Genomic DNA, 19,306 nt, shown 5'->3' with positions numbered 1-19,306 from the left:
AAATGACGCCACTACCTTTGTTAGAGGTCAGCAAGCTAAAAATGCATTTTGACGCAGGGAAAAAGCGAACAGTTAAAGCCGTCGACGGGGTCACCTTTCAGATTCGTGAAGGAGAAACGTTCGGGCTAGTCGGGGAATCAGGGTGCGGGAAATCAACCTTGGGGAGAGTGCTGATGCGCCTCTATCAGCCGACAGAAGGAAGTGTGATATACAGAGGCACAAATCTTCATGCACTAAGTGAAAAAGAGCAGTTTGCCTTCAACCGCAAACTGCAGATGATTTTTCAGGACCCTTATGCTTCACTTAACCCGCGCATGACCGTTCGAGAAATTATTTTGGAGCCGATGGAGATTCATAATCTCTACAATACCCATAAAGCACGGCTTCTCGTCGTGGACGAGCTGCTTGAGGCAGTTGGGCTTCACCCCGATTTTGGCAGCCGTTATCCGCATGAATTCAGCGGCGGGCAAAGGCAGAGAATTGGGATTGCGAGAGCACTGTCGCTGAATCCTGAATTTATCGTGGCGGACGAACCGATTTCTGCACTTGATGTCTCTGTTCAAGCACAGGTGGTCAACCTGCTGAAGCGGCTTCAAAAAGAGAAAGGGCTAACGTTTTTATTCATTGCCCATGATCTTTCGATGGTGAAGCATATCAGTGACAGGATCGGTGTTATGTACTTAGGACACATGATGGAAATTACAGAGAGCGGCACCTTGTATCGTGAACCGCTCCATCCCTATACAAAGGCGCTTTTGTCCTCGATTCCAATTCCAGATCCTGAATTGGAGGACAAGCGTGAGCGTATTCTCTTAAAAGGAGAGCTGCCGAGCCCGGTCAATCCGCCAAGCGGCTGCGTGTTTCGGACCCGCTGTCCGGAGGCGATGCCTGAATGTGGGGAATCTCGTCCCCAGCTTCAAGAAATCGAACCCGGCCGTTTTGTCGCTTGCCATCTGTATCGAAATGCTGAAACGAAGGAAAAAGTGAGATGAATAAAAAGAGTGGCTCCTTTTTACTAGAGCCACTCCATTTGTTTATACTTGATGTAAAAACTTTACACAAACCGGGTAAGGGACAGAAACCGTTGATGGGAGGAGTGTCAATCGGCCGGTTTCTTTGTCTCTTTCAAACAAGACAAGGTTGCCTGTTTCTTCATTTGAAGCAACGAGGAACCCTTCCGTTGGGTCAAATACAAAGTCACGAGGCCAGTTTCCTTCTGTCGACACTCTTTCTACGAAAGCCAGCTCTCCTGAATATTGATTCACTTCAAATACGGCGATACTGTCATGGCCGCGGTTTGCGACATAAACAAAACGTCCGTTCTGCGTGACATGAATTGCGCTTCCCTGGCTGTTATCTGTAAAATCATCAGGGATGGCAGAAACGACTTGGATTTCTCTAAATTCGCCGGCTGTCGGGTTGTATTCAAGCGCAATCACTTCATTGCTTAATTCTGTCATGACATAAGCGTATTTTTCTTTCGGATGAAAAGCGATATGGCGAGGTCCTGCACCGGGAGCGAAGGAATGGCTTCCGGATTCAGTCAATACGCCGTCTTTCAGCTTATAGGTGTACAGCTTATCTATACCTAAATCAACCGCTACCACATAATTGTGTTCAGGTGTGAACCCCGCGTAGTGTGTATGCGGTTTTTCTTGTCTTTCGTGCGGCCCTCTTCCTGTGTGAGCGGCCTCTGAAACAGGTGATTGCAAACTGCCGTCTTCCTGAACCGGAAAAACGTGTACCTTCCCGCTGTGATAATTGGCAGTCAGTACGAATTGATTTTGATCATCAACGCTTACGTGGCATGGCGAAGGGCCATCAATTAACTGATGATTCAGAAATGTCAATTCGCCGCTGTTTTTATCGATTTGATAGGCAGCAACTCCGCCTTGGCCGTCTGCTTTTTCGATGGAGTAAAGGATGGTGTTGTTTTTATTCGGCGCCACATATGTCGGGTTGCCCAGCTTAGCGGCCAGCTTTGGCTCGCTCAGTGCTTTTTTCTCAGTATCAAGCTCAAATGAATAAATTCCTTCGCTTCCGCCTTTTGTATATGTTCCCACATATCCTATGTATTTTGTCATGCGATTTCCCCCTTAAAAATGATGTCACCTCTATATTAACGTATCTTGCTAAAATAAGCTGTTCAAAACATGAAAAAGGGGAAGATTCTTCAATCGCCTCGAATCAGCGGCATTGTGCAGCACCTGAAGGAGCCGCCCGATTTAATAATTTCTGACAGGTCAATTTCGATAATGTGATAGCCTCTTTTCGATAGCTGTTGATTGACATGGCGGTTGCCAGGGAGACTGATGATCGTTTTTTTTCCGATTGAAAGGACGTTGGTGCCAAGCGTAAATTGTTCGTCCTCGGGCACCTCAATAAGATCATAACGTTTTGCCAGCATATCGGCTGCCTTTGGCTCAATGGCTTGTGGATAAATTAACGCTTCGCTTTCAGATACAATGTTAAATACGCAGTCCAAATGCAAAAATTTTTCATGCAGCTTCACTGGAACGATCGTGTATTCAGGAAGTGCCTCTTCCAGCTGGCCGATAGCCGAAATGTCGGTGCGCTGGCTGATTCCGACATAGACAATGTCATCATCGATAATGACGTCTCCGCCTTCAATACTCGTATCAAGCATGCGGGTGTAAGAGATACCTTGGCTGTGAAAAAAATCTTTTATAACGGCTTCTTCTCCTTGGCGAATCGGTTCAGTCATGCTCGATAGGAACGCTTTTTCTCCGATGACAAACCCTATATCCCTAGTGAAAACCTGTTCTGGGAGTCCGTCGCGAACGGGCAAAAGGACGACCTCAACGTTGTGTGACCTAAGTGCCTCCACTAAACGGCTGTGCTGGTCGTTGGCGGTTTTTACATGAATATTGTCATCTTCAAAATGTTTTTGTGTTTCGTTTATAACATCTTTTATGGTCATGTGCTCAGGTTTGCATAAGATCACTTTCTGAAGTGTGCCGTATTCCGTTCGGCATACTGTTTTGTGCTGAGATTTCGGGATGGATACGTCCATTTGTTTTTCCTCCTAAAGTGTGAAGAATACATTTATTATTCCCTCATCATGAAAATCATTAAACCATTTTAAATTTTAGACAAATGGAAGAGAATATTGTTTAATAGGAGAATATAAGTGCATTTAGCTAAAAGATCAGACATCAAAGGGGAGAAAGGTATGGAAACACCGGAAACAAGATTTTGTAAAGAGTCAAAGGTTGTAAAAACCAGCAGGGTGTTCCCGCTTGACACGAACAACCATAATACGCTGTTTGGCGGAAAATTAATGAGCTACATCGATGACATTGCCTCTATTTCCGCGGCGCGCCATTGCAGACGTGAAACCGTAACGGCTTCAATGGATTCTGTAGATTTTTTAAAGCCGATCGGGCAAAAGGATTCTGTCTGCCTAGAGTCATATGTGACATGGGTCGGCACATCTTCTATGGAAGTATTTGTGAAAGTCATTAAGGAGCATTTGATGACTGGCGAACGGGAACTCGCTGCCACATCCTTTTTGACATTTGTCGCATTAGATTCAAATGGCAAGCCGGTGCCTGTACCGAGAGTTGTACCGGAAACAGAAGAAGAAATCATGCTTCATAATACAGCAGTACAGCGCGCTAATGAACGAAAGAACCGCAAGAAACACAGCCAGGCGCTTGCAAATGCGCTCGGAACTGATAAACCTTGGTGACGTTAAACCCAAAACATAAGTTGTTTTGGGTTTTTTTGTACTTTTCAATGGTGATTATTACAATGGTTAGTCCGTTTTTGCTAGGGGATTCTATAAAAAAGTAACAAATGTCATGTTAAATTGATAATTTTGTGACAACTTTATTAAAGATTCATTTTAGATATATCTTTTATTCCTAAGATCATGTATTTTAAAGATATATTCTAAATACATCTTTTCGAAAGGATTGTTTATACAATGTTAGATAACAAAACAATCGAAATTATTAAAAGCACTGTACCCGTATTGCAACAGCATGGAGAAACAATCACTGGCCGTTTTTACGATCGGATGTTTCAAGACCATCCAGAGCTTTTGAACATTTTTAATCAAACAAACCAAAAGAAAAAAACACAGCGAACTGCACTGGCAAATGCCGTTATTGCAGCTGCGGCAAACATTGACCAATTAGGAAACATCATTCCGGTTGTCAAACAAATCGGCCACAAGCACCGCAGTATCGGAATTAAGCCTGAGCACTACCCAATCGTCGGTAAATATTTGCTGATTGCGATTAAAGATGTATTGGGAGACGCTGCAACCTCTGACATTATGCAGGCATGGGAAAAAGCGTATGGAGTCATTGCTGACGCGTTCATCGGAATTGAAAAAGACATGTATGAACAGGCTGAAGAGCAAGCCGGCGGCTGGAAAGAGTATAAGCCATTCGTTATCGCAAAAAAAGAGCGGGAAAGCAAAGAAATTACATCCTTCTATTTGAAAACGGAAGACGGCAAGCCGTTACCTGAATTCCAAGCAGGGCAATATATCAGCATCAAAGTGCGGATTCCTGATTCTGAATATACGCATATCCGCCAGTACAGCCTGTCTGATATGCCGGGAAAAGACTATTATCGAATTTCCGTGAAGAAGGATGGTGTCGTGTCTTCCTACTTACACGATGGGCTGCAGGAGGGAGATTCAATAGAGATCAGCGCACCGGCAGGGGACTTTATTTTAGATCCTGCATCACAAAAAGATCTCGTTTTGATCAGTGCCGGAGTTGGCATTACACCAATGATCAGCATGCTGAAAACATCTGTTTCCAAACAGCCTGAACGGCAAATTCTGTTCATTCATGCGGCGAAAAACAGTGAATATCATGCATTGCGCCATGAGGTAGAAGAAGCAGCAAAACATTCTGCTGTTAAAACAGCATTTGTGTATCGCGAGCCGACAGAGGAAGACCGTGCAGGTGATCTGCATTTTCATGAAGGACAGATTGATCAGCAATTCCTCAAAGAACTGATTGCCAACACAGATGCGGATTACTATATTTGCGGTTCACCGTCGTTTATTACGGCAATGCATAAGCTTGTATCAGAGCTCGGATCAGCGCCGGAGTCTATCCATTACGAGCTATTCGGTCCGCAATTAAGTTTGGCACATTCCGTTTGAACACATACATGAAACTCTTCTCCTTTCAGAGAAGAGTTTTTTATTGAGATATAAGAAGGTAGACAAACGCCGGTTTCTACATCCGGACAATCACAGACCCGCCGCCATTTGTGCATACACGGTTTTGCTGTTCTTGCATTGTTCTCAGCAATTCATTGTTTACCTCAATCGCTCTAATTAGTTGCTCCATCCTTAGCTCCAAACCGGCCAGCCTGTCGATTGTTTGCTGCTGGTAGCCCGCGGGTTGGGGAGCCAATGGCAGATCAAAGGGCCAAAGGGTATTCGACTTCTGATTTTTCATATTGCGTATTGCGCCTCCAATCGGTGTCACTTTCTATTATGTTATGTTCAGGCGAGGTGCACGTTCGCCTATTTAGACCCTGATGCATAGAGGGCCTGCAACGGGGCACAATAGGCTCAATATAACCAGCGGATGGAGGTAAAGATCGGTGTTATGGATGATATGGGTATTTTTACTGAAGCCAGTTATCGTATTTTCGATTGCGTATATTTTGTTTCGGCTTGCCGGTAAAAAAGCTGTGTCACAAATGAACAATTTTGATCTGCTTTTGACCTTCGCAATCGGAACCATTATCAGTGAGCCGATCCTTACATCCAAGCTGCCGATGTCAATTTATTATGCGGGTGCTTTTTTGGTGCTTTATCTTATCATGAGCAAGCTCTCTTTATCTAATAAATGGCGATGGCTCCTAGTCGTGAGCCCGACTGTCCTAATCCGAAACGGGGATATTGATGAACGCGGCCTTCGTAAAGAAAGACTGACTGTTAATGAACTGCTCGGAAAACTGAGGGAAAAGGGCTATGCCGACCCGGCTGACATTGATCTTGCTATCATTGAAGAAACGGGAGAAGTAAGCGTCATCCCGAAAGAGGAAGCGAGAGCGGTGCAGGTGCGGGATTTGAATATGGAAGCTGAACGGAATTTTATCCCGATTCCGCTCATACTGGATGGCGAAATCCTTGATCATAATTTGAAATATCTCCAAAAAAACCGATCCTGGCTGTTTGAGAAGCTTGAGGAAAAAGGGTACAGCCCCAAACTGCTGTCTTCGATCACCTTAGGCACGATGAATGCGCGAGGTGATATATCCCTTGATTTAAATACCTCTAATGACCCGCAGCATGATCCTTACTTATATAAACCGGGAAATAACAACTAAGATGGCTCTCTCTTGTAATGAGAGCTTTTTTCTTTTTTAAAGGGAATTTTTGTTTGGTGTCAAATGTACCTAGTTAGGAGGGGAACTGAACATGAAGGACTTATCCATAAGAAACGACATGGCGCCAACGGTCAGTCTGCTGTATTCCGCAGTGGAAGAAAACAGTCTCCGTCTGGCTTCTATCGTAAGCCATATGACACACAGTGAACTTTACTATAAGGGGCGCTGCCAAACAAAAAACAGCACGGCTCAGCTTTTGCACCATATCACAAATGTTGATATCAGATGGGTCTGGCGTATCAAGGAAAATCGGATACCGAACCATATTGAACAGGCATACGGCCCGATGACAGATGAAAGCGGACGGCTGCCTGAACCGGTGAATCAGCCAGACTTAGATGAACTCCTGAAAAGACATCAGCATGTAGTAGACGAGCTGAAATCGGTATGCTTCACTTTAACTGAAAATGCTTTGAACCAGCCGCTTTCTTTCGAAGGTGACACCGCGACGATACGATGGGGAATTTGGCATATGGCAGATCATAACCGCTATCATCAGGCACATATTGAAGCTCTCAAAAAAGAATGGAAGCAGGATGTGGCGAAGTATGAACGCTAAAACGAAGCTTGTGACCGATCGAATTCGTTTGCGCTGTATGGAAGATCGGGATCAAGCCAATTTGTTTGGGCTGCTTTTTAATGATCCTGACGTCATGAAATATTATTTCGGTTTAAAAGATAAGAGGCAAACCCGCGAGTGGATCAATTGGAACCAACGAAATGAAAAAGGGTACGGCGTTAGTCTGTGGATCGCCGAAGATAAGCGGACAGGGGAGTTTTTGGGGCAATGCGGCATCGTTCCCCAGCAGATCGAAAATCAAACCGTAATGGAAATTGGCTATATGTTTGCCCGCCGCCACTGGGGGAACGGCTATGCGCAAGAAGCGGCTCGGGCCTGTCTGGACTATGGCTTTAACGAGCGGCAGTTCGGCAAAATGGCGGCTTTGATTGATCCGGGTAACAAAGCGTCCATACGGGTAGCGGAGAAAATCGGCATGCATTACAGCAAAACGACCAGAAAATGGAATAAATCAATCGCGGTATATGAAAGAAAATCTTACAATTGAAAGATAGAGCTGAGTTTAGTATCATGATATCATGTAAAGTTTTCTAGGGTTCCGCATGTCAATTGACATGGACTGGTCCGAGAGAAAACACATACGCGTAAATAGAAGCGCGTATGCACACGGAGGGAAAAAAGCCCGGGAGAGTCAATCTCATGTGAGACGACTGTCCGGGGTTTTTTTGTTTTCGGAGAATCCTAATAGATAGAAAGGAATGACTCAAAATGAAATGGGGATTGGTCGTGCTTGCCGCTGTTTTCGAGGTTGTTTGGGTAATAGGCTTAAAGCACGCTGACTCAGCCTTAACATGGAGCGGCACTGCCATCGGCATCATATTCAGTTTTTATCTTCTAATAAAGGCGACTCACAGTCTGCCTGTTGGTACCGTGTATGCCGTCTTTACCGGGCTCGGCACAGCGGGAACAGTACTTAGTGAAATCGTTCTGTTTCATGAACCGATTGGATGGCCGAAGCTATTGTTAATTGGCGTGCTCTTAATCGGTGTAATCGGGTTGAAGCTTGTGACACAGGATGAGACAGAGGAAAAAGGAGGCGAGGCATAATGCTGCACTGGATCAGTTTACTGTGCGCGGGCTGTTTAGAAATGGCCGGCGTGGCCCTTATGAATCAATATGCGAAAGAAAAAAGCGTGAAATGGGTGCTGTTGATCATTGTTGGTTTTGCCGCTTCATTTTCCTTGCTGTCGTACGCAATGGAAACCATTCCGATGGGAACGGCTTACGCGGTCTGGACAGGAATTGGCACCGTTGGCGGGGCGCTTGTCGGCATCCTCTTTTACAAGGAGCAGAAAGACGCCAAACGGATCTTCTTTATCGCGTTGATTTTATGCTCAGCGGTTGGTTTAAAAATTCTGTCATAAATTGATTTTTATCTAATCTTCAGTATAATGGATAAATAGTTTAGACTTACAAAGATAAGAGGGATTATTCATGAAATCATATATGACTCAGCGGTTGGACGAATACCGTGACGGAAATGAGGATAAAGGGCGGCTCTTGGTCAGCTGCCCCGATCAGCCGGGTATCGTCTCTGCAGTTTCCGCGTTTTTATTTGAACACGGTGCCAATATTATAGAATCAAATCAATATACGACAGACCCTGAAGGCGGCCGGTTCTTCCTGAGAATCGAATTCGACTGCGCAGGCATTCGTGAGAAAAAATCATCACTTCAGGCAGCGTTTGTCTCTGTTGCGGAAAAATTCGACATGACATGGAGCTTAACTTTGGCGAGCGAACTGAAGCGTGTCGCCATTTTCGTTTCAAAGGAGCTCCACTGCCTGCATGAGCTGATTTGGGAATGGCAAACCGGCAACCTGATGGCGGAGATCGCTGTTGTCATCAGTAACCATGAGGAAGCGAGAGAGCTGGTTGAGCGCCTGAACATTCCATTCCACTATATGAAAGCGAACAAAGACATCAGAGCGGAAGTCGAAAAGAAGCAGCTTGAACTGCTGGAGCAGTACGATGTTGATGTCATCGTTCTCGCACGCTATATGCAGATTCTAACTCCTGATTTTGTTTCGGCTCATCCGAATCGCATCATCAATATCCACCATTCATTCCTGCCAGCTTTTATCGGTGCGAATCCGTACAAACGGGCCTACGAGCGCGGCGTGAAACTGATCGGTGCGACATCTCATTATGTGACAAACGATCTTGATGAAGGGCCGATCATTGAACAGGATATTGAGCGTGTGGACCACCGCGATAATGCGGAAGCGCTGAAAAACATCGGAAGAACAATTGAGCGCAGCGTGCTTGCCCGTGCTGTGAAATGGCATTTGGAAGACCGTGTCATCGTTCATGAAAATAAAACAATCGTCTTTAACTAGACTGCAAGAGGCCCGCGCAATGCGGGCTATTTTTGATGACAAAAAACCTTGACAAGTGTCTTTTTTCTTTGCATAATATAAAAAAATCATTGAGCGTTGAAGAGGATTAGTAAGCAGACCTTTCTGTGACAGAGAGCAAAATGAATCGCTGAAACATTTTGCCGCATGAAACCTGCCGAACCTGCCTTGGAGTCCTAGGGGGAAAACCTAGGCGCATAACCTGGCGTTACAGGAGAGCGGAGCGTGCACAAGCGCGTTCAATCAAGGTGGTACCACGGAAACCCATTTCGTCCTTATGAATCAGGATGAAATGGGTTTTTTTATTGTAGAAGAGCCGCGGAGGAGAATAAATGAAAAAACAAAGAATAGTAGTGAAAATAGGAAGCAGTTCGCTCACGAATAGCAAAGGAAACATTGATGAAGCAAAAATCAGAGAGCATGTTCAGGCGATTTCCGTGTTAAAAAAAGCGGGGCATGAAATGATTCTGATTACCTCGGGTGCCGTAGCGGCGGGGTTTTCCAGCCTGGGTTATCCATCCCGTCCCGTTACCATCAAAGGAAAACAGGCGGCCGCCGCGGTCGGACAAACACTGTTAATGCAGCAATATATGAATCAATTTAAACAATATTCACTGACTCCGGGACAAATCCTTTTAACGAGAAATGATTTTTCGAAAAGAGAACGGTACCGAAACGCGTATGCAACGATAATGGAATTATTGGAACGCGGCGTCATTCCGATTATCAACGAGAACGATTCTACATCTGTTGAAGAATTGACATTCGGAGATAATGATATGCTTTCTGCGTTAGTCAGCGGATTGATTCACGCGGACCAGCTCATGATTCTCACCGACATTAACGGACTGTATGATGCCAATCCAAATGAAAATCCTGAGGCGAAACGATTTGATTATTTGCCAGAGATCACGCCTGAATTGCTTGGATATGCAGGTTCAGCTGGATCAAAAGTCGGCACCGGCGGAATGAAATCAAAGCTGTTAGCCGCACAAACCGCGCTGTCTCTGGGAGTGAAAGTATTCATTGGAACTGGCAGCGGAGAGCAAAAACTTGCGGACATTTTGGACGGCAGGGGAGACGGCACTTATATCGGAGACAAAGAACTATCTTCGGTTAACAACACAAGGCAGTGGATTCAGTTCCACTCGCCGATATCGGGAGAAATTATCATTGATGCGGGTGCCGAGGAGGCGATGATCCATAATGGAAGCAGCCTTTTGCCCGCTGGCGTTGTGGGTGTGAACGGAAGCTTTCCGAAAGGGGCGGTTGTGGAAGTCAGGGGACCGGGCGGCGTGATCGGCAGAGGCCAAACCCATTACTCCTCTGAGGAGATTATGATGGCCAAAGGCAAACGCAGTGACGAACTTGATTTTGAGAAAACGTTTGAGGTTATTCATAGGAATGACTGGGTCAATGTAAACGACTAGGAGGCGGAAAAATGAGTGAAGTTTCTGTAAAAGCGAAGCTGGCGAAAGAAGCAGCAGCCGAAATGATCATGAAAACAACAGCCGAGAAGGATGAGGCGCTCAGCCTCATTGCAAACGGACTCCGCAAAGAACTGGATTTTCTCTTGGCGGAGAATGCAAAAGACATTGTGAACGGAAAAGAGAATGGTTTAACACCGGACATCATTGACCGTCTCACATTGGATGAGAAACGTATACGCGATATCGCGGACGCGGTGGAGCTCTTAATCGACTTAGCGGACCCAATCGGCGACTCTCTTGAAACGATTGAAAAAGAAAACGGCCTGTTTATTGAAAAAATCCGTGTGCCGCTCGGTGTCGTAGGAATGATTTATGAGGCGAGGCCAAACGTCACAGTTGATGCGGCTACCCTTTGCCTGAAGACAGGGAACGCGGTTGTTCTGCGGGGAAGCTCCTCAGCCATCCATAGCAACAAAGCGCTCGTCAGTGTCATTCACAGAGCACTTGAGCAATCAGCGCTTCCGATTCACGCTGTGCAGCTGATTGAGGATACGAGCAGAGAGACAGCAAAAGAGCTCTTTACGTTAAATGATGGCTTAGACGTATTGATTCCGCGCGGAGGCAAGAAACTGATTGATCTCGTTGTGAGAGAATCAACAGTTCCTGTACTAGAAACGGGAGCAGGAAACTGCCACATATTCATTGACGAAACAGCCAAACCTCAAATGGCAGAAAAGGTTGTCGTAAATGCCAAAACGCAGCGCCCTTCCGTATGCAACGCGATTGAATCATTGCTGATTCACAAGGCTTGGGCGAGACAGCACGGGAAAGAATTGCTGGACCAGCTGGAAAACGCGGGAGTTGAAATTCGCGGTGATGAATTGGTATGTGAACTTCATCCTTCAAGCAAACAAGCATCAAAAGAAGATTGGGAAACCGAATTTTTAGCGCCTGTCCTCAGCGTAAAGACGGTTGAAAACGTCCAAGAAGCTGTAAAGCATATCCAACAATACGGCACCAATCATTCTGAAGCGATTTTAACTGAAAATGACAAAAATGCGGCATATTTTCAAACGGCTGTCGATGCTGCCGCTGTCTATCATAACGCGTCAACCCGCTTTACCGACGGCTTTGAATTCGGCTACGGAGCCGAAATCGGCATCAGCACGCAAAAGCTTCATGCAAGAGGACCGATGGGGCTTCCTGCACTGACTTCTACAAAATACATCATTAAAGGAACTGGGCAAATCCGTGAATAGCGGGGCAATGTTCAATGAAAAAGCTTATCTCGTTACGAGATAAGCTTTTTTATACGCAAAAAATTGACACACCAAATTTAATTGTGTACAATTTAATTGTATAAAATATATTGGGGGAATGAAAAATGAGTCAGCCATTATTTACAGCAACTGTTTCAGCGGTAGGAGGAAGAGAAGGAAAGGTCATTTCATCAGACCGCGTTCTTGAGCTTGATGTCGCAATGCCGGGGACACCGAGAGCCAAGAAATTAGAAAAAGCGACAAATCCAGAGCAGCTGTTTGCAGCAGGTTATGCAGCTTGCTTTGACAGCGCCCTGCAGCTTGTCGCAAGAACAGAACGAGTAAAAGTAGAGACAGAGGTTACAGCGAATGTAAGCCTGTTAAAGGATGAAGCGGACCAGGGCTACAAGCTTGGTGTGACGCTGCAAGTAAAAGGAGAAGGAGTCAGTGCATCAGAATTGGAGGCGCTTGTGAAAAAAGCGCACGGCGTCTGCCCGTATTCAAAAGCAACCTCCGGAAATATTGATGTGACACTTGAAGTTGCTGAATAAATAAAAAGAGGATGCCTTGTACAAGGCATCCTCAATTTTTTTGATGAAGTGTTTCCAGCAATGTATATAGAGCGGATTTTAACTGTTTGAGATCCTCTCCAGACTGCTTTGAGAGCCCCAGAATTGTCTCTGGGATGTCAACCGCTTTATCCTTTAATAACGCTCCGTCCTCTGTCAGGCTGATCAACACGGACCGCTCATCCTCTTCTGATCTTTTTCTCGTAATCAAACCCTGTTGTTCCATTCGTTTAAGCATCGGAGTGAGCGTTCCTGAATCTAAATACAGCTGTTCGCCCATTTTTTTGACAGTAAGCGTTTCGTGTTCCCATAACAAAAGCAAAGCCAAATATTGAGGGTATGTTATATTCAGCTTATCAAGCAGCGGCTTGTATTGCTTTGTCATTTCCCGCGAACTCGCATATAGCAAAAAACAAAGCTGATTCTCCAATTTCATATGATCAAATTTATTTTCCATTTTGTTCACCAACTCTTTTTGTCATTCGATTCTATTGTATCTGAAAAACTTCACTTTTCCTATTCTCGGCAAACATAGCATGTTTAAAAAGATCAGAAAGGGAAATATAACAACTAGATACAAATAAGGAGGTTGGAAAATATGGCATTATTTACAGCAAAAGTAACCGCGCGAGGCGGACGGGCAGGACATATTACATCAGATGACGGTGTTCTTGATTTTGATATTGTCATGCCAAATGCCAAAAAAGAAGGACAAACCGGCACAAATCCGGAACAGCTCTTTGCGGCAGGGTATGCTGCATGCTTTGGCGGCGCGCTCGAACACGTAGCCAAAGAGCAGAATATCGAAATTGATTCGGAGATTGAAGGGCAGGTCAGCCTCATGAAGGATGAGAGCGACGGCGGGTTTAAAATCGGTGTCACACTTGTTGTGAACACGAAAGATTTAGATCGGGAAAAGGCACAAGAGCTTGTCAACGCCGCTCATGAATTCTGTCCTTACTCAAAGGCAACCAGAGGAAATGTTGATGTAAAACTAGAATTAAAATAATGACCGGCATCCTGAGTGTTCTCAGGATGTTTTTTTGTGTCGGAGCGGGTGTGATCTTTTCGAGGTCTGAGACATTTCTTATAAATGGATTCAGACTTATATCCATTATGAATTGACGCGGAACGGGGTAGGGGTGGACACAGATTATTGATAAAACGTCAGAGAAGCGATCACAGCGTTTAAAGCCTGCAAAAGTTACAGATGAAGGGGGCGGCTGGCTCGGTGTCTGCCAAGCTGAATTCCGGCGCGCATGATTGCTGTTTTGTATTTGCACAGGGCATAGCGGCTACTTGGAGAAATAACAAGGATCAGGCCGCACATGCCTGATCCTTTTAATATTCTTTCTTATTGGCGAAGTTCCGCCATGCTTGAAACGGGGATAAATGCTCTGTTAGTGTCACTTGATAAAAGGGGATCGTTCTTTCTTCAGCAGGTTTATCAATTTCTTTATAAATGAATGAATCATCAAACCCGGCTTCGGCAGCGTCTGTGTGCTCAGCTGCATAGAAAACGGCTTTAGGCCGGGCCCAGTAGATGGCGCCCAAGCACATTGGGCATGGTTCACAGCTCGTATACAAAATGCAGTCATCAAGCTGGTATGCTCCTAGCACCTTACAGGCTTTTCGAATAGCTGTGACTTCCGCGTGGGCAGTCGGATCATTGCTTGTTGTGACGTTGTTCTGTCCCTCTGCAATAATGGCTCCGTCTTTCACGATAACGGCTCCAAAAGGCCCGCCGATTCCTGCATTCACTCCTTCACATGCGAGAGTGACAGCCCGTTTTAAGAACGTTTCATGATTCATCCCAATCCCTCCTGTCAATAGAGTGTTATTAGTATAGCCGAAAAGAATGCAAAGAACATTCTTAAAAAAGTGCAAAATAAACAAAGTATTTGGGGGATTTGCTAAATAAGAAACCGATTGTGGCTGTATTATAGAAAAAAACCATCTGCCAAATGCAGATGGTTTTTTCAAATTATACTAGCTGTGTCTGCTGTGCTCTTGCCTGTTTTGCGGCTTCAACCATGTTTTTCAATGCTGCAACCGTTTCTTCCTGCTGTCTTGTTTTCAATCCGCAGTCCGGATTTACCCAGAAGCGGTCAGTCGGACAGACGGCAAGCGCATCAACGATAATATTGTACATTTCTTCAGTTGACGGCACACGAGGGCTGTGAATGTCATATACACCAAGGCCAAGCCCTTTCAAATACGGGTGGTTTTTTAAATAATCTAAAAATCCTCCGTGGCTTCTGCTATGTTCGATTGTAATCACATCGGCATCAAGATCATTGATTGTATCAACGATATCTTCGAAGTTGCTGTAGCACATATGTGTATGAATCTGTGTCTCGTTTTTCACGGAAGAAGTGGTTAATCTGAATGCTTCTGCCGCCCAAGTCAAATACTCATCCCAATCGCGTGTTTTCAATGGAAGGCCTTCGCGCAGCGCTGGTTCATCAACTTGAATGATTTGAATGCCTGCGTCTTCAAGCGCTTTAACTTCTTTGCGAAGGGCAAGCCCGATTTGGAAGGCGATTTCTTTCCTCGAGATGTCGTTTCGAGGGAAAGACCAGTTTAAGATTGTAACCGGGCCCGTCAGCATTCCTTTCACATGCTTGGAAGTCAATGACTGTGCGTAGACTGTGTCTTTCACTGTCATCGGTTCAATAAATTCAACATCTCCGTAAATGACTGGCGGGCGGACACAGCGTGAGCCGTATGATTGAACCCAGGCATATTTAGTGAAGGCGAAACCGGCCAGCTTTTCACCGAAGTATTCGACCATGTCTGTCCGTTCAAATTCGCCGTGAACAAGGACATCAAGCTCCAATTCTTCCTGAATATCAATCCATCTTTTTGTTTCCGCATTGATAAAGTTTTGATACTGTTCATCGGACCACTCAGCTTTCCGCCATTTTTGGCGTGCGCTCCGCACTTCAGCAGACTGCGGGAAGCTGCCGATCGTTGTCGTCGGCAAAAGCGGAAGGCCGAGAGATTCATTTTGCAGGGCTAAACGTTCTTCAAACGGAATCGGGCGCTTGAAATCTTTATCAGTTAATTGCTCAAGCTCTTTCTTTTGTTCAGAATTGGCGCCTGTTGCAAACTGCTTAAGCGCCTGGATATCAGCCTTAGCCTGCTGGATCTCTTCGCTGATCGCCGCTTTTCCTGATACTAAGCCTTCTTTCAAAGCTGTCAGCTCGGCCAGCTTTTCTTTTGCGTAGGATAATCCGTTCAATAGGTCTTTTTCCAAATGCTCATCAGGGTGTTTCGCTACTGGAACATGCAGCAGGCTGCTGGAAGGCTGAATCCACAGTTCATCAACTTTTGCAATGCTGAGAATATCAAGAACGGCATCGAGACGCTCTTCAAGGTCCGCTTTCCAAATGTTGCGTCCGTCGATAACGCCGGCTGCCAGCACTTTGTCTGTCGGAAAGCCATGTGTTTTAAGCTGTTCCAGGTTTCTGCCTTTGTCGTGAACGAAATCAAGGCCAATTCCCTGAACCGGGTAAGAGATCAGCTCTTCATAAGCATCAACAGAATCAAAATACGTCTGCAAAAGCACATTCAAGGATGAAAGCTCACTTGTAATGCTTTCAAATAATTCTTTTGCACCGCGGACATCTTCACTAGAGGCGGTAACGAGCGCCGGCTCATCGATTTGAACCCATTTTACGCCTTCTTCTTCAAGCTCTTTCAAAAGCTGTACATATAATGGCACAAGGCGTTTTTGGATCGCTTTTGCTTCAGACGGTTCATAGCCTTTAGCAAGCGTAACGAACGTATAAGGGCCGACAATCACAGGCTTTGTTTCCACACCGTATTCCTGTTTGATCCGGCGATAATCTTCGAGTTGTTTGTTTCTTGTCAGACGGAACTCAATGCTCTCGTCATATTCCGGAACGATGTAATGGTAATTTGTATTAAACCATTTTGTCATTTCACTAGATACGGCGTCTTTGATTCCGCGGGCGATAGCGAAGTATGTATCGGTAGCATCAGTCAAATGTCTGAAACGTTTCGGGATCCAGTTGAAGCTGACTGCTGTGTCGAGTACATGGTCATACTGTGTGAAATCAGAAACAGGCACAACATCAATCTGCTGGTCAATTTGTGTTTTTACTGCGGATAAAAATAGTTCGTCGATTTGCTTCAAAAACGTATCTTTATCAGTACTGCCTTTCCAATACGCTTCAAGTGCTTTTTTCCATTCCCGGTTCAGTCCGATTCTCGGAAATCCTAAATTCGATGTTTTGATGGTTGTCATTGTTTCTCCTCCTTTATATGTAAAACACTCTCGTTAACCCGCGGATACAGGCTCCTAAGAGGTTTTCTCACAACAAAAAGCCTCTTTCCCATGAGAGAAAGAGGCTTTTCTGCGTAAAACACTGCCTCTCTCATCTCTCAGATTCAATCTGATGGAATTAGCACCGTGCCTTATGAGACATCAGTCTCGGCGCGAAAAGCAGTGCGCCCCATTTCACAATGGTATTACGGTCGGTTGCTGTTGGGGTCAAAAGGCCAATCCCTCGCCCAACTCTCGATAAGAGAAAATGTTATTAATTTTTTGAAAAGTTGAATCATTTGTTGGTAATCTTAACAGTAATTCAAATTCATTGTCAACATAGAATTTGAAATTTTTATTTATATGATGTGGTGTATATTATATAAGAAAAATAATCTTATAGGGTCAACAAATGTGATTGCTCTGCTTTTTCTGCGAGTTCATCAGGAGCTGTTAAATACAGGAATCCATTGCCTGCCAGCGTTTTTGCAATATCAAGAGGAAGTGTCCTGCGGATTAGCTGTGCGAAAACCTCAGATTCAGAAAGCTTTCTTTGAAATGATTCTTCTTCATAGCTTTTGATTAAAGCAAGCGCACCGCTGACATGAGGGGCAGCCATTGAAGTGCCGGTCAGCTTACCGTACTTCTTGTTGGGAAGGGTGGATAAGATATTTTCTCCTGGTGCCACAAGGTCAATCTCTTTATTTGCGTTAGAAAATTCTGATAATTCTCGCGCTACTGAAACAGATCCAACTGCAATGACCTCGTTATAAGCTGCGGGGTAGGAAAGCTCTTCTGTGCGTTCGTCGCCGTCACCCTCATTTCCCGCTGCACAAACGACAAGCACTCCGTTTTTAACTGCGTTTTTCACTGCTTCTTCCAGCTCTGGCACATCGCTTGGCCCTCCAAGGGACATTGAGATGATGTCGACTTTCTGTTCCACCGCGTAGTTGATGCCGTTAATTATCCATTCGTATTGTCCGCTGCCGTTCTCGCCGCCAAGAACCTTCACAATCAATAGGCTTGCCTCAGGCGCGACTCCGGCAATGCCTCCGTTTGAATCATTAGCTGCAATTGTTCCGGCGACGTGTGTGCCGTGTCCGTTGTAGTCGGAAATCGCATCTTCCTTGCCGCCGTCGTCATCCGTAAAGTTCTTTCCGCCGATGATTTGATTTTTTAAATCAGGGTGGCTTGTGTCGCAGCCAGTGTCTAATACAGCAACTTTAATATTTTTGCCTTTTACCCCTTTTGCCCACATTTCTGGCGCCTTAATCACTTTAATGCCCTCAGGAAGCTCGTTTACATCCATGATCTGCTCATTCGTCACATACGGGATCAAGCGGATTTCACCATTCATAAAAAAGCCCTCCTTTTTTATGCTTGCAAGTGGATTCAAGGGTGTTGCCTCATATTATATGAAAAAAGCAAGCGCTCGGACAGAGCCATTTGAAGCATTTTGAAAAAATAGGATACACACCAAAGAATTAGTAATCTTCAAAATATTGGATGGCTTCAACATGTATGACTGGGATTCAACTGTAAGTCAAGTTATAATAGTGTTGGGGAAAGGAGCAGTGTCATGAAACTGAATGAAAAATTATATGCATTTTTTTCAGAGCATGTGGAACAAATGGCCGAGGAATGGATTGAAACGATGGAGGAAAGTGATCCGAATTCGCTTTACGCCCTACATAATGCAACAGTAACGGAAGAATTGAAAGAGCAGGACAGAGAGTTTTACCGGCATCTGAATTACATGTATGTTTTACCGGAAAAACAATTTCTCGAAGAGTTTCAAGAGTGGGTCATTGAGCTGACCAACGATCAAAAACATCTCGACACACCGGTTCAGTATGTCATTCGGGAGTTTATGAGAAACAGGAGATTATATACGAAGTATTTTGAGAAGTTCGCAGAAGAAAATGAATCAGCGTTTGAACCGGGAGAGAAGCAAAAATGGGCAGATTTGATTGTAAAAGTATTTGATTTCACCATTTATACATTCGTTGATCACGCTGAAATGAATGCCAAGCAGCAATTAAACGCCCAAAGAGAAATGATATTGGAATTAAGCTCACCTGTCATTACCCTGAGCAAATCAACAGCTCTGCTGCCGCTTGTCGGTGACATTGATACCGAACGGGCGAAGTTTATTCTGGAAAACACGCTTCAAGCTTGTGCGAAAAGACGTGTGGAGCATCTGTTAATCGATCTGTCAGGTGTTGTTGTGGTGGATACGATGGTGGCGCACCAGATCTTTAAATTGATTGAGGCGCTTAATCTGATCGGTGTCCGGTCAACTCTGTCAGGAATCAGGCCTGAAATTGCGCAAACTGCTGTACAGCTGGGGATTGACTTTTCGAATATTACCATTAAAACCAACCTTGCCCAAGCATTAAACTATCATCAATAAAAAAATCCGCTATCTGTGA

At 44.8% G+C, this 19,306-nt stretch carries 21 protein-coding genes, 2 riboswitches and 1 other annotated feature; of the genes, 14 read left to right on the top strand and 7 right to left on the bottom strand.

From position 1 onward, the window contains the following. Nucleotides 1-2 precede the first annotated feature (2 nt). Nucleotides 3-992 carry an ABC transporter ATP-binding protein gene (locus tag ACZ07B_RS09645; RefSeq protein WP_024573561.1) on the top strand — a complete coding sequence of 330 codons (990 nt, stop codon included), beginning with the start codon at nucleotides 3-5 and terminating at the stop codon, nucleotides 990-992. Nucleotides 993-1,034: 42 nt separating this feature from the next. On the opposite strand, the gene pgl is transcribed toward ACZ07B_RS09645, so the two are convergent. Beyond that, nucleotides 1,035-2,084, bottom strand: a complete 1,050-nt coding sequence (gene pgl, locus ACZ07B_RS09640; protein ID WP_464877136.1) for a 6-phosphogluconolactonase — start codon at nucleotides 2,082-2,084, stop codon at nucleotides 1,035-1,037. Nucleotides 2,085-2,173: 89 nt separating this feature from the next. Continuing rightward, nucleotides 2,174-3,034 carry a dimethylarginine dimethylaminohydrolase family protein gene (locus ACZ07B_RS09635; protein WP_024573559.1) on the bottom strand — a complete coding sequence of 287 codons (861 nt, stop codon included), beginning with the start codon at nucleotides 3,032-3,034 and terminating at the stop codon, nucleotides 2,174-2,176. Nucleotides 3,035-3,193: 159 nt separating this feature from the next. Here ACZ07B_RS09635 and ACZ07B_RS09630 point away from each other — a divergent pair, with 159 nt between their 5' ends. Both ACZ07B_RS09630 and hmpA read left to right on the top strand, forming a co-directional pair. Then, nucleotides 3,194-3,712 carry an acyl-CoA thioesterase gene (locus ACZ07B_RS09630; RefSeq protein WP_003232595.1) on the top strand — a complete coding sequence of 173 codons (519 nt, stop codon included), beginning with the start codon at nucleotides 3,194-3,196 and terminating at the stop codon, nucleotides 3,710-3,712. Nucleotides 3,713-3,937: 225 nt separating this feature from the next. Further along, a complete protein-coding gene (hmpA, locus tag ACZ07B_RS09625; protein WP_327846505.1) occupies nucleotides 3,938-5,149 on the top strand; it encodes an NO-inducible flavohemoprotein in 1,212 nt (403 codons plus the stop codon). 76 nt (nucleotides 5,150-5,225) lie between these two features. Here the strand turns inward: hmpA and ACZ07B_RS09620 are convergent, their stop codons facing one another. Continuing rightward, nucleotides 5,226-5,450: a hypothetical protein gene (locus ACZ07B_RS09620; RefSeq protein WP_029946312.1), complete on the bottom strand. Its 225-nt coding sequence runs from the start codon at nucleotides 5,448-5,450 to the stop codon at nucleotides 5,226-5,228. A gap of 148 nt (nucleotides 5,451-5,598) precedes the next feature. Here ACZ07B_RS09620 and ACZ07B_RS09615 point away from each other — a divergent pair, with 148 nt between their 5' ends. The 9 genes from ACZ07B_RS09615 (at nucleotide 5,599) to ACZ07B_RS09575 (ending at nucleotide 12,565) form a co-directional block, all read left to right on the top strand. Next, the gene (locus ACZ07B_RS09615) at nucleotides 5,599-6,330 is read left to right on the top strand and encodes a DUF421 domain-containing protein (protein WP_017695102.1); all 732 of its coding nucleotides are present in this window, start codon (nucleotides 5,599-5,601) and stop codon (nucleotides 6,328-6,330) included. Between the two features lie 91 nt (nucleotides 6,331-6,421). Next, entirely contained in the window at nucleotides 6,422-6,949 is a 528-nt protein-coding gene (locus tag ACZ07B_RS09610; RefSeq protein WP_086343750.1) for a DinB family protein, read from the top strand. Further along, nucleotides 6,939-7,457, top strand: coding sequence for a GNAT family N-acetyltransferase (locus ACZ07B_RS09605; RefSeq protein ID WP_464877135.1), 519 nt, complete (start codon nucleotides 6,939-6,941; stop codon nucleotides 7,455-7,457). The genes ACZ07B_RS09610 and ACZ07B_RS09605 overlap by 11 nt, the downstream gene beginning before the upstream one ends. Nucleotides 7,458-7,489: 32 nt before the next feature. Then, nucleotides 7,490-7,601, top strand: a riboswitch (guanidine-I (ykkC/yxkD leader). Between the two features lie 77 nt (nucleotides 7,602-7,678). After that, the gene (ykkC, locus tag ACZ07B_RS09600) at nucleotides 7,679-8,017 is read left to right on the top strand and encodes a multidrug efflux SMR transporter subunit YkkC (protein ID WP_024572769.1); all 339 of its coding nucleotides are present in this window, start codon (nucleotides 7,679-7,681) and stop codon (nucleotides 8,015-8,017) included. Next, a complete protein-coding gene (ykkD, locus tag ACZ07B_RS09595; RefSeq protein ID WP_464877134.1) occupies nucleotides 8,017-8,334 on the top strand; it encodes a multidrug efflux SMR transporter subunit YkkD in 318 nt (105 codons plus the stop codon). The genes ykkC and ykkD overlap by 1 nt, the downstream gene beginning before the upstream one ends. A 70-nt stretch (nucleotides 8,335-8,404) precedes the next feature. Next, nucleotides 8,405-9,307, top strand: coding sequence for a formyltetrahydrofolate deformylase (gene purU, locus ACZ07B_RS09590; RefSeq protein ID WP_464877133.1), 903 nt, complete (start codon nucleotides 8,405-8,407; stop codon nucleotides 9,305-9,307). 87 nt (nucleotides 9,308-9,394) lie between these two features. Then, nucleotides 9,395-9,605, top strand: a binding site (T-box leader). Between the two features lie 52 nt (nucleotides 9,606-9,657). Beyond that, a complete protein-coding gene (proB, locus tag ACZ07B_RS09585) occupies nucleotides 9,658-10,755 on the top strand; it encodes a glutamate 5-kinase (RefSeq protein WP_464877132.1) in 1,098 nt (365 codons plus the stop codon). A gap of 11 nt (nucleotides 10,756-10,766) precedes the next feature. Then, a complete protein-coding gene (proA, locus tag ACZ07B_RS09580) occupies nucleotides 10,767-12,014 on the top strand; it encodes a glutamate-5-semialdehyde dehydrogenase (protein ID WP_014479592.1) in 1,248 nt (415 codons plus the stop codon). Between the two features lie 125 nt (nucleotides 12,015-12,139). After that, nucleotides 12,140-12,565: an organic hydroperoxide resistance protein gene (locus ACZ07B_RS09575; RefSeq protein WP_003232574.1), complete on the top strand. Its 426-nt coding sequence runs from the start codon at nucleotides 12,140-12,142 to the stop codon at nucleotides 12,563-12,565. A gap of 31 nt (nucleotides 12,566-12,596) precedes the next feature. Here ACZ07B_RS09575 and ohrR read toward each other — a convergent pair whose 3' ends face one another. Then, nucleotides 12,597-13,040, bottom strand: a complete 444-nt coding sequence (gene ohrR, locus ACZ07B_RS09570) for an organic hydroperoxide resistance transcriptional regulator OhrR (protein ID WP_024572766.1) — start codon at nucleotides 13,038-13,040, stop codon at nucleotides 12,597-12,599. A 141-nt stretch (nucleotides 13,041-13,181) separates the two neighbouring features. Here ohrR and ACZ07B_RS09565 point away from each other — a divergent pair, with 141 nt between their 5' ends. Beyond that, nucleotides 13,182-13,592: an organic hydroperoxide resistance protein gene (locus tag ACZ07B_RS09565; RefSeq protein ID WP_003232570.1), complete on the top strand. Its 411-nt coding sequence runs from the start codon at nucleotides 13,182-13,184 to the stop codon at nucleotides 13,590-13,592. A gap of 332 nt (nucleotides 13,593-13,924) precedes the next feature. On the opposite strand, the gene guaD is transcribed toward ACZ07B_RS09565, so the two are convergent. The 3 genes from guaD to isp all read right to left on the bottom strand — a co-directional run bounded on the left by guaD (nucleotide 13,925) and on the right by isp (nucleotide 18,231). Further along, nucleotides 13,925-14,395 (bottom strand): guanine deaminase, encoded by a 471-nt coding sequence (gene guaD, locus ACZ07B_RS09560; protein WP_003245084.1) that lies wholly within the window; start codon nucleotides 14,393-14,395, stop codon nucleotides 13,925-13,927. A gap of 172 nt (nucleotides 14,396-14,567) precedes the next feature. After that, nucleotides 14,568-16,856 (bottom strand): 5-methyltetrahydropteroyltriglutamate--homocysteine S-methyltransferase, encoded by a 2,289-nt coding sequence (metE, locus tag ACZ07B_RS09555; protein WP_003232565.1) that lies wholly within the window; start codon nucleotides 16,854-16,856, stop codon nucleotides 14,568-14,570. A gap of 127 nt (nucleotides 16,857-16,983) precedes the next feature. Further along, nucleotides 16,984-17,139: riboswitch (SAM riboswitch) on the bottom strand. A gap of 132 nt (nucleotides 17,140-17,271) precedes the next feature. After that, entirely contained in the window at nucleotides 17,272-18,231 is a 960-nt protein-coding gene (gene isp / locus ACZ07B_RS09550; protein WP_014479598.1) for a serine protease Isp, read from the bottom strand. Nucleotides 18,232-18,453: 222 nt separating this feature from the next. On the opposite strand from isp, the gene rsbRB reads away from it, so the two are divergent. Further along, on the top strand, nucleotides 18,454-19,287 hold the full coding sequence (gene rsbRB, locus ACZ07B_RS09545; protein ID WP_003232560.1) for an RsbT co-antagonist RsbRB: 834 nt from the start codon (nucleotides 18,454-18,456) through the stop codon (nucleotides 19,285-19,287). Nucleotides 19,288-19,306 lie beyond the last annotated feature (19 nt).

It is taken from the genome of Bacillus sp. 9.4 (assembly GCF_055486415.1).
The sequence above is the reverse complement of the archived record's forward strand: the minus strand, read 5'-3'. Positions and strand labels throughout refer to the sequence as shown.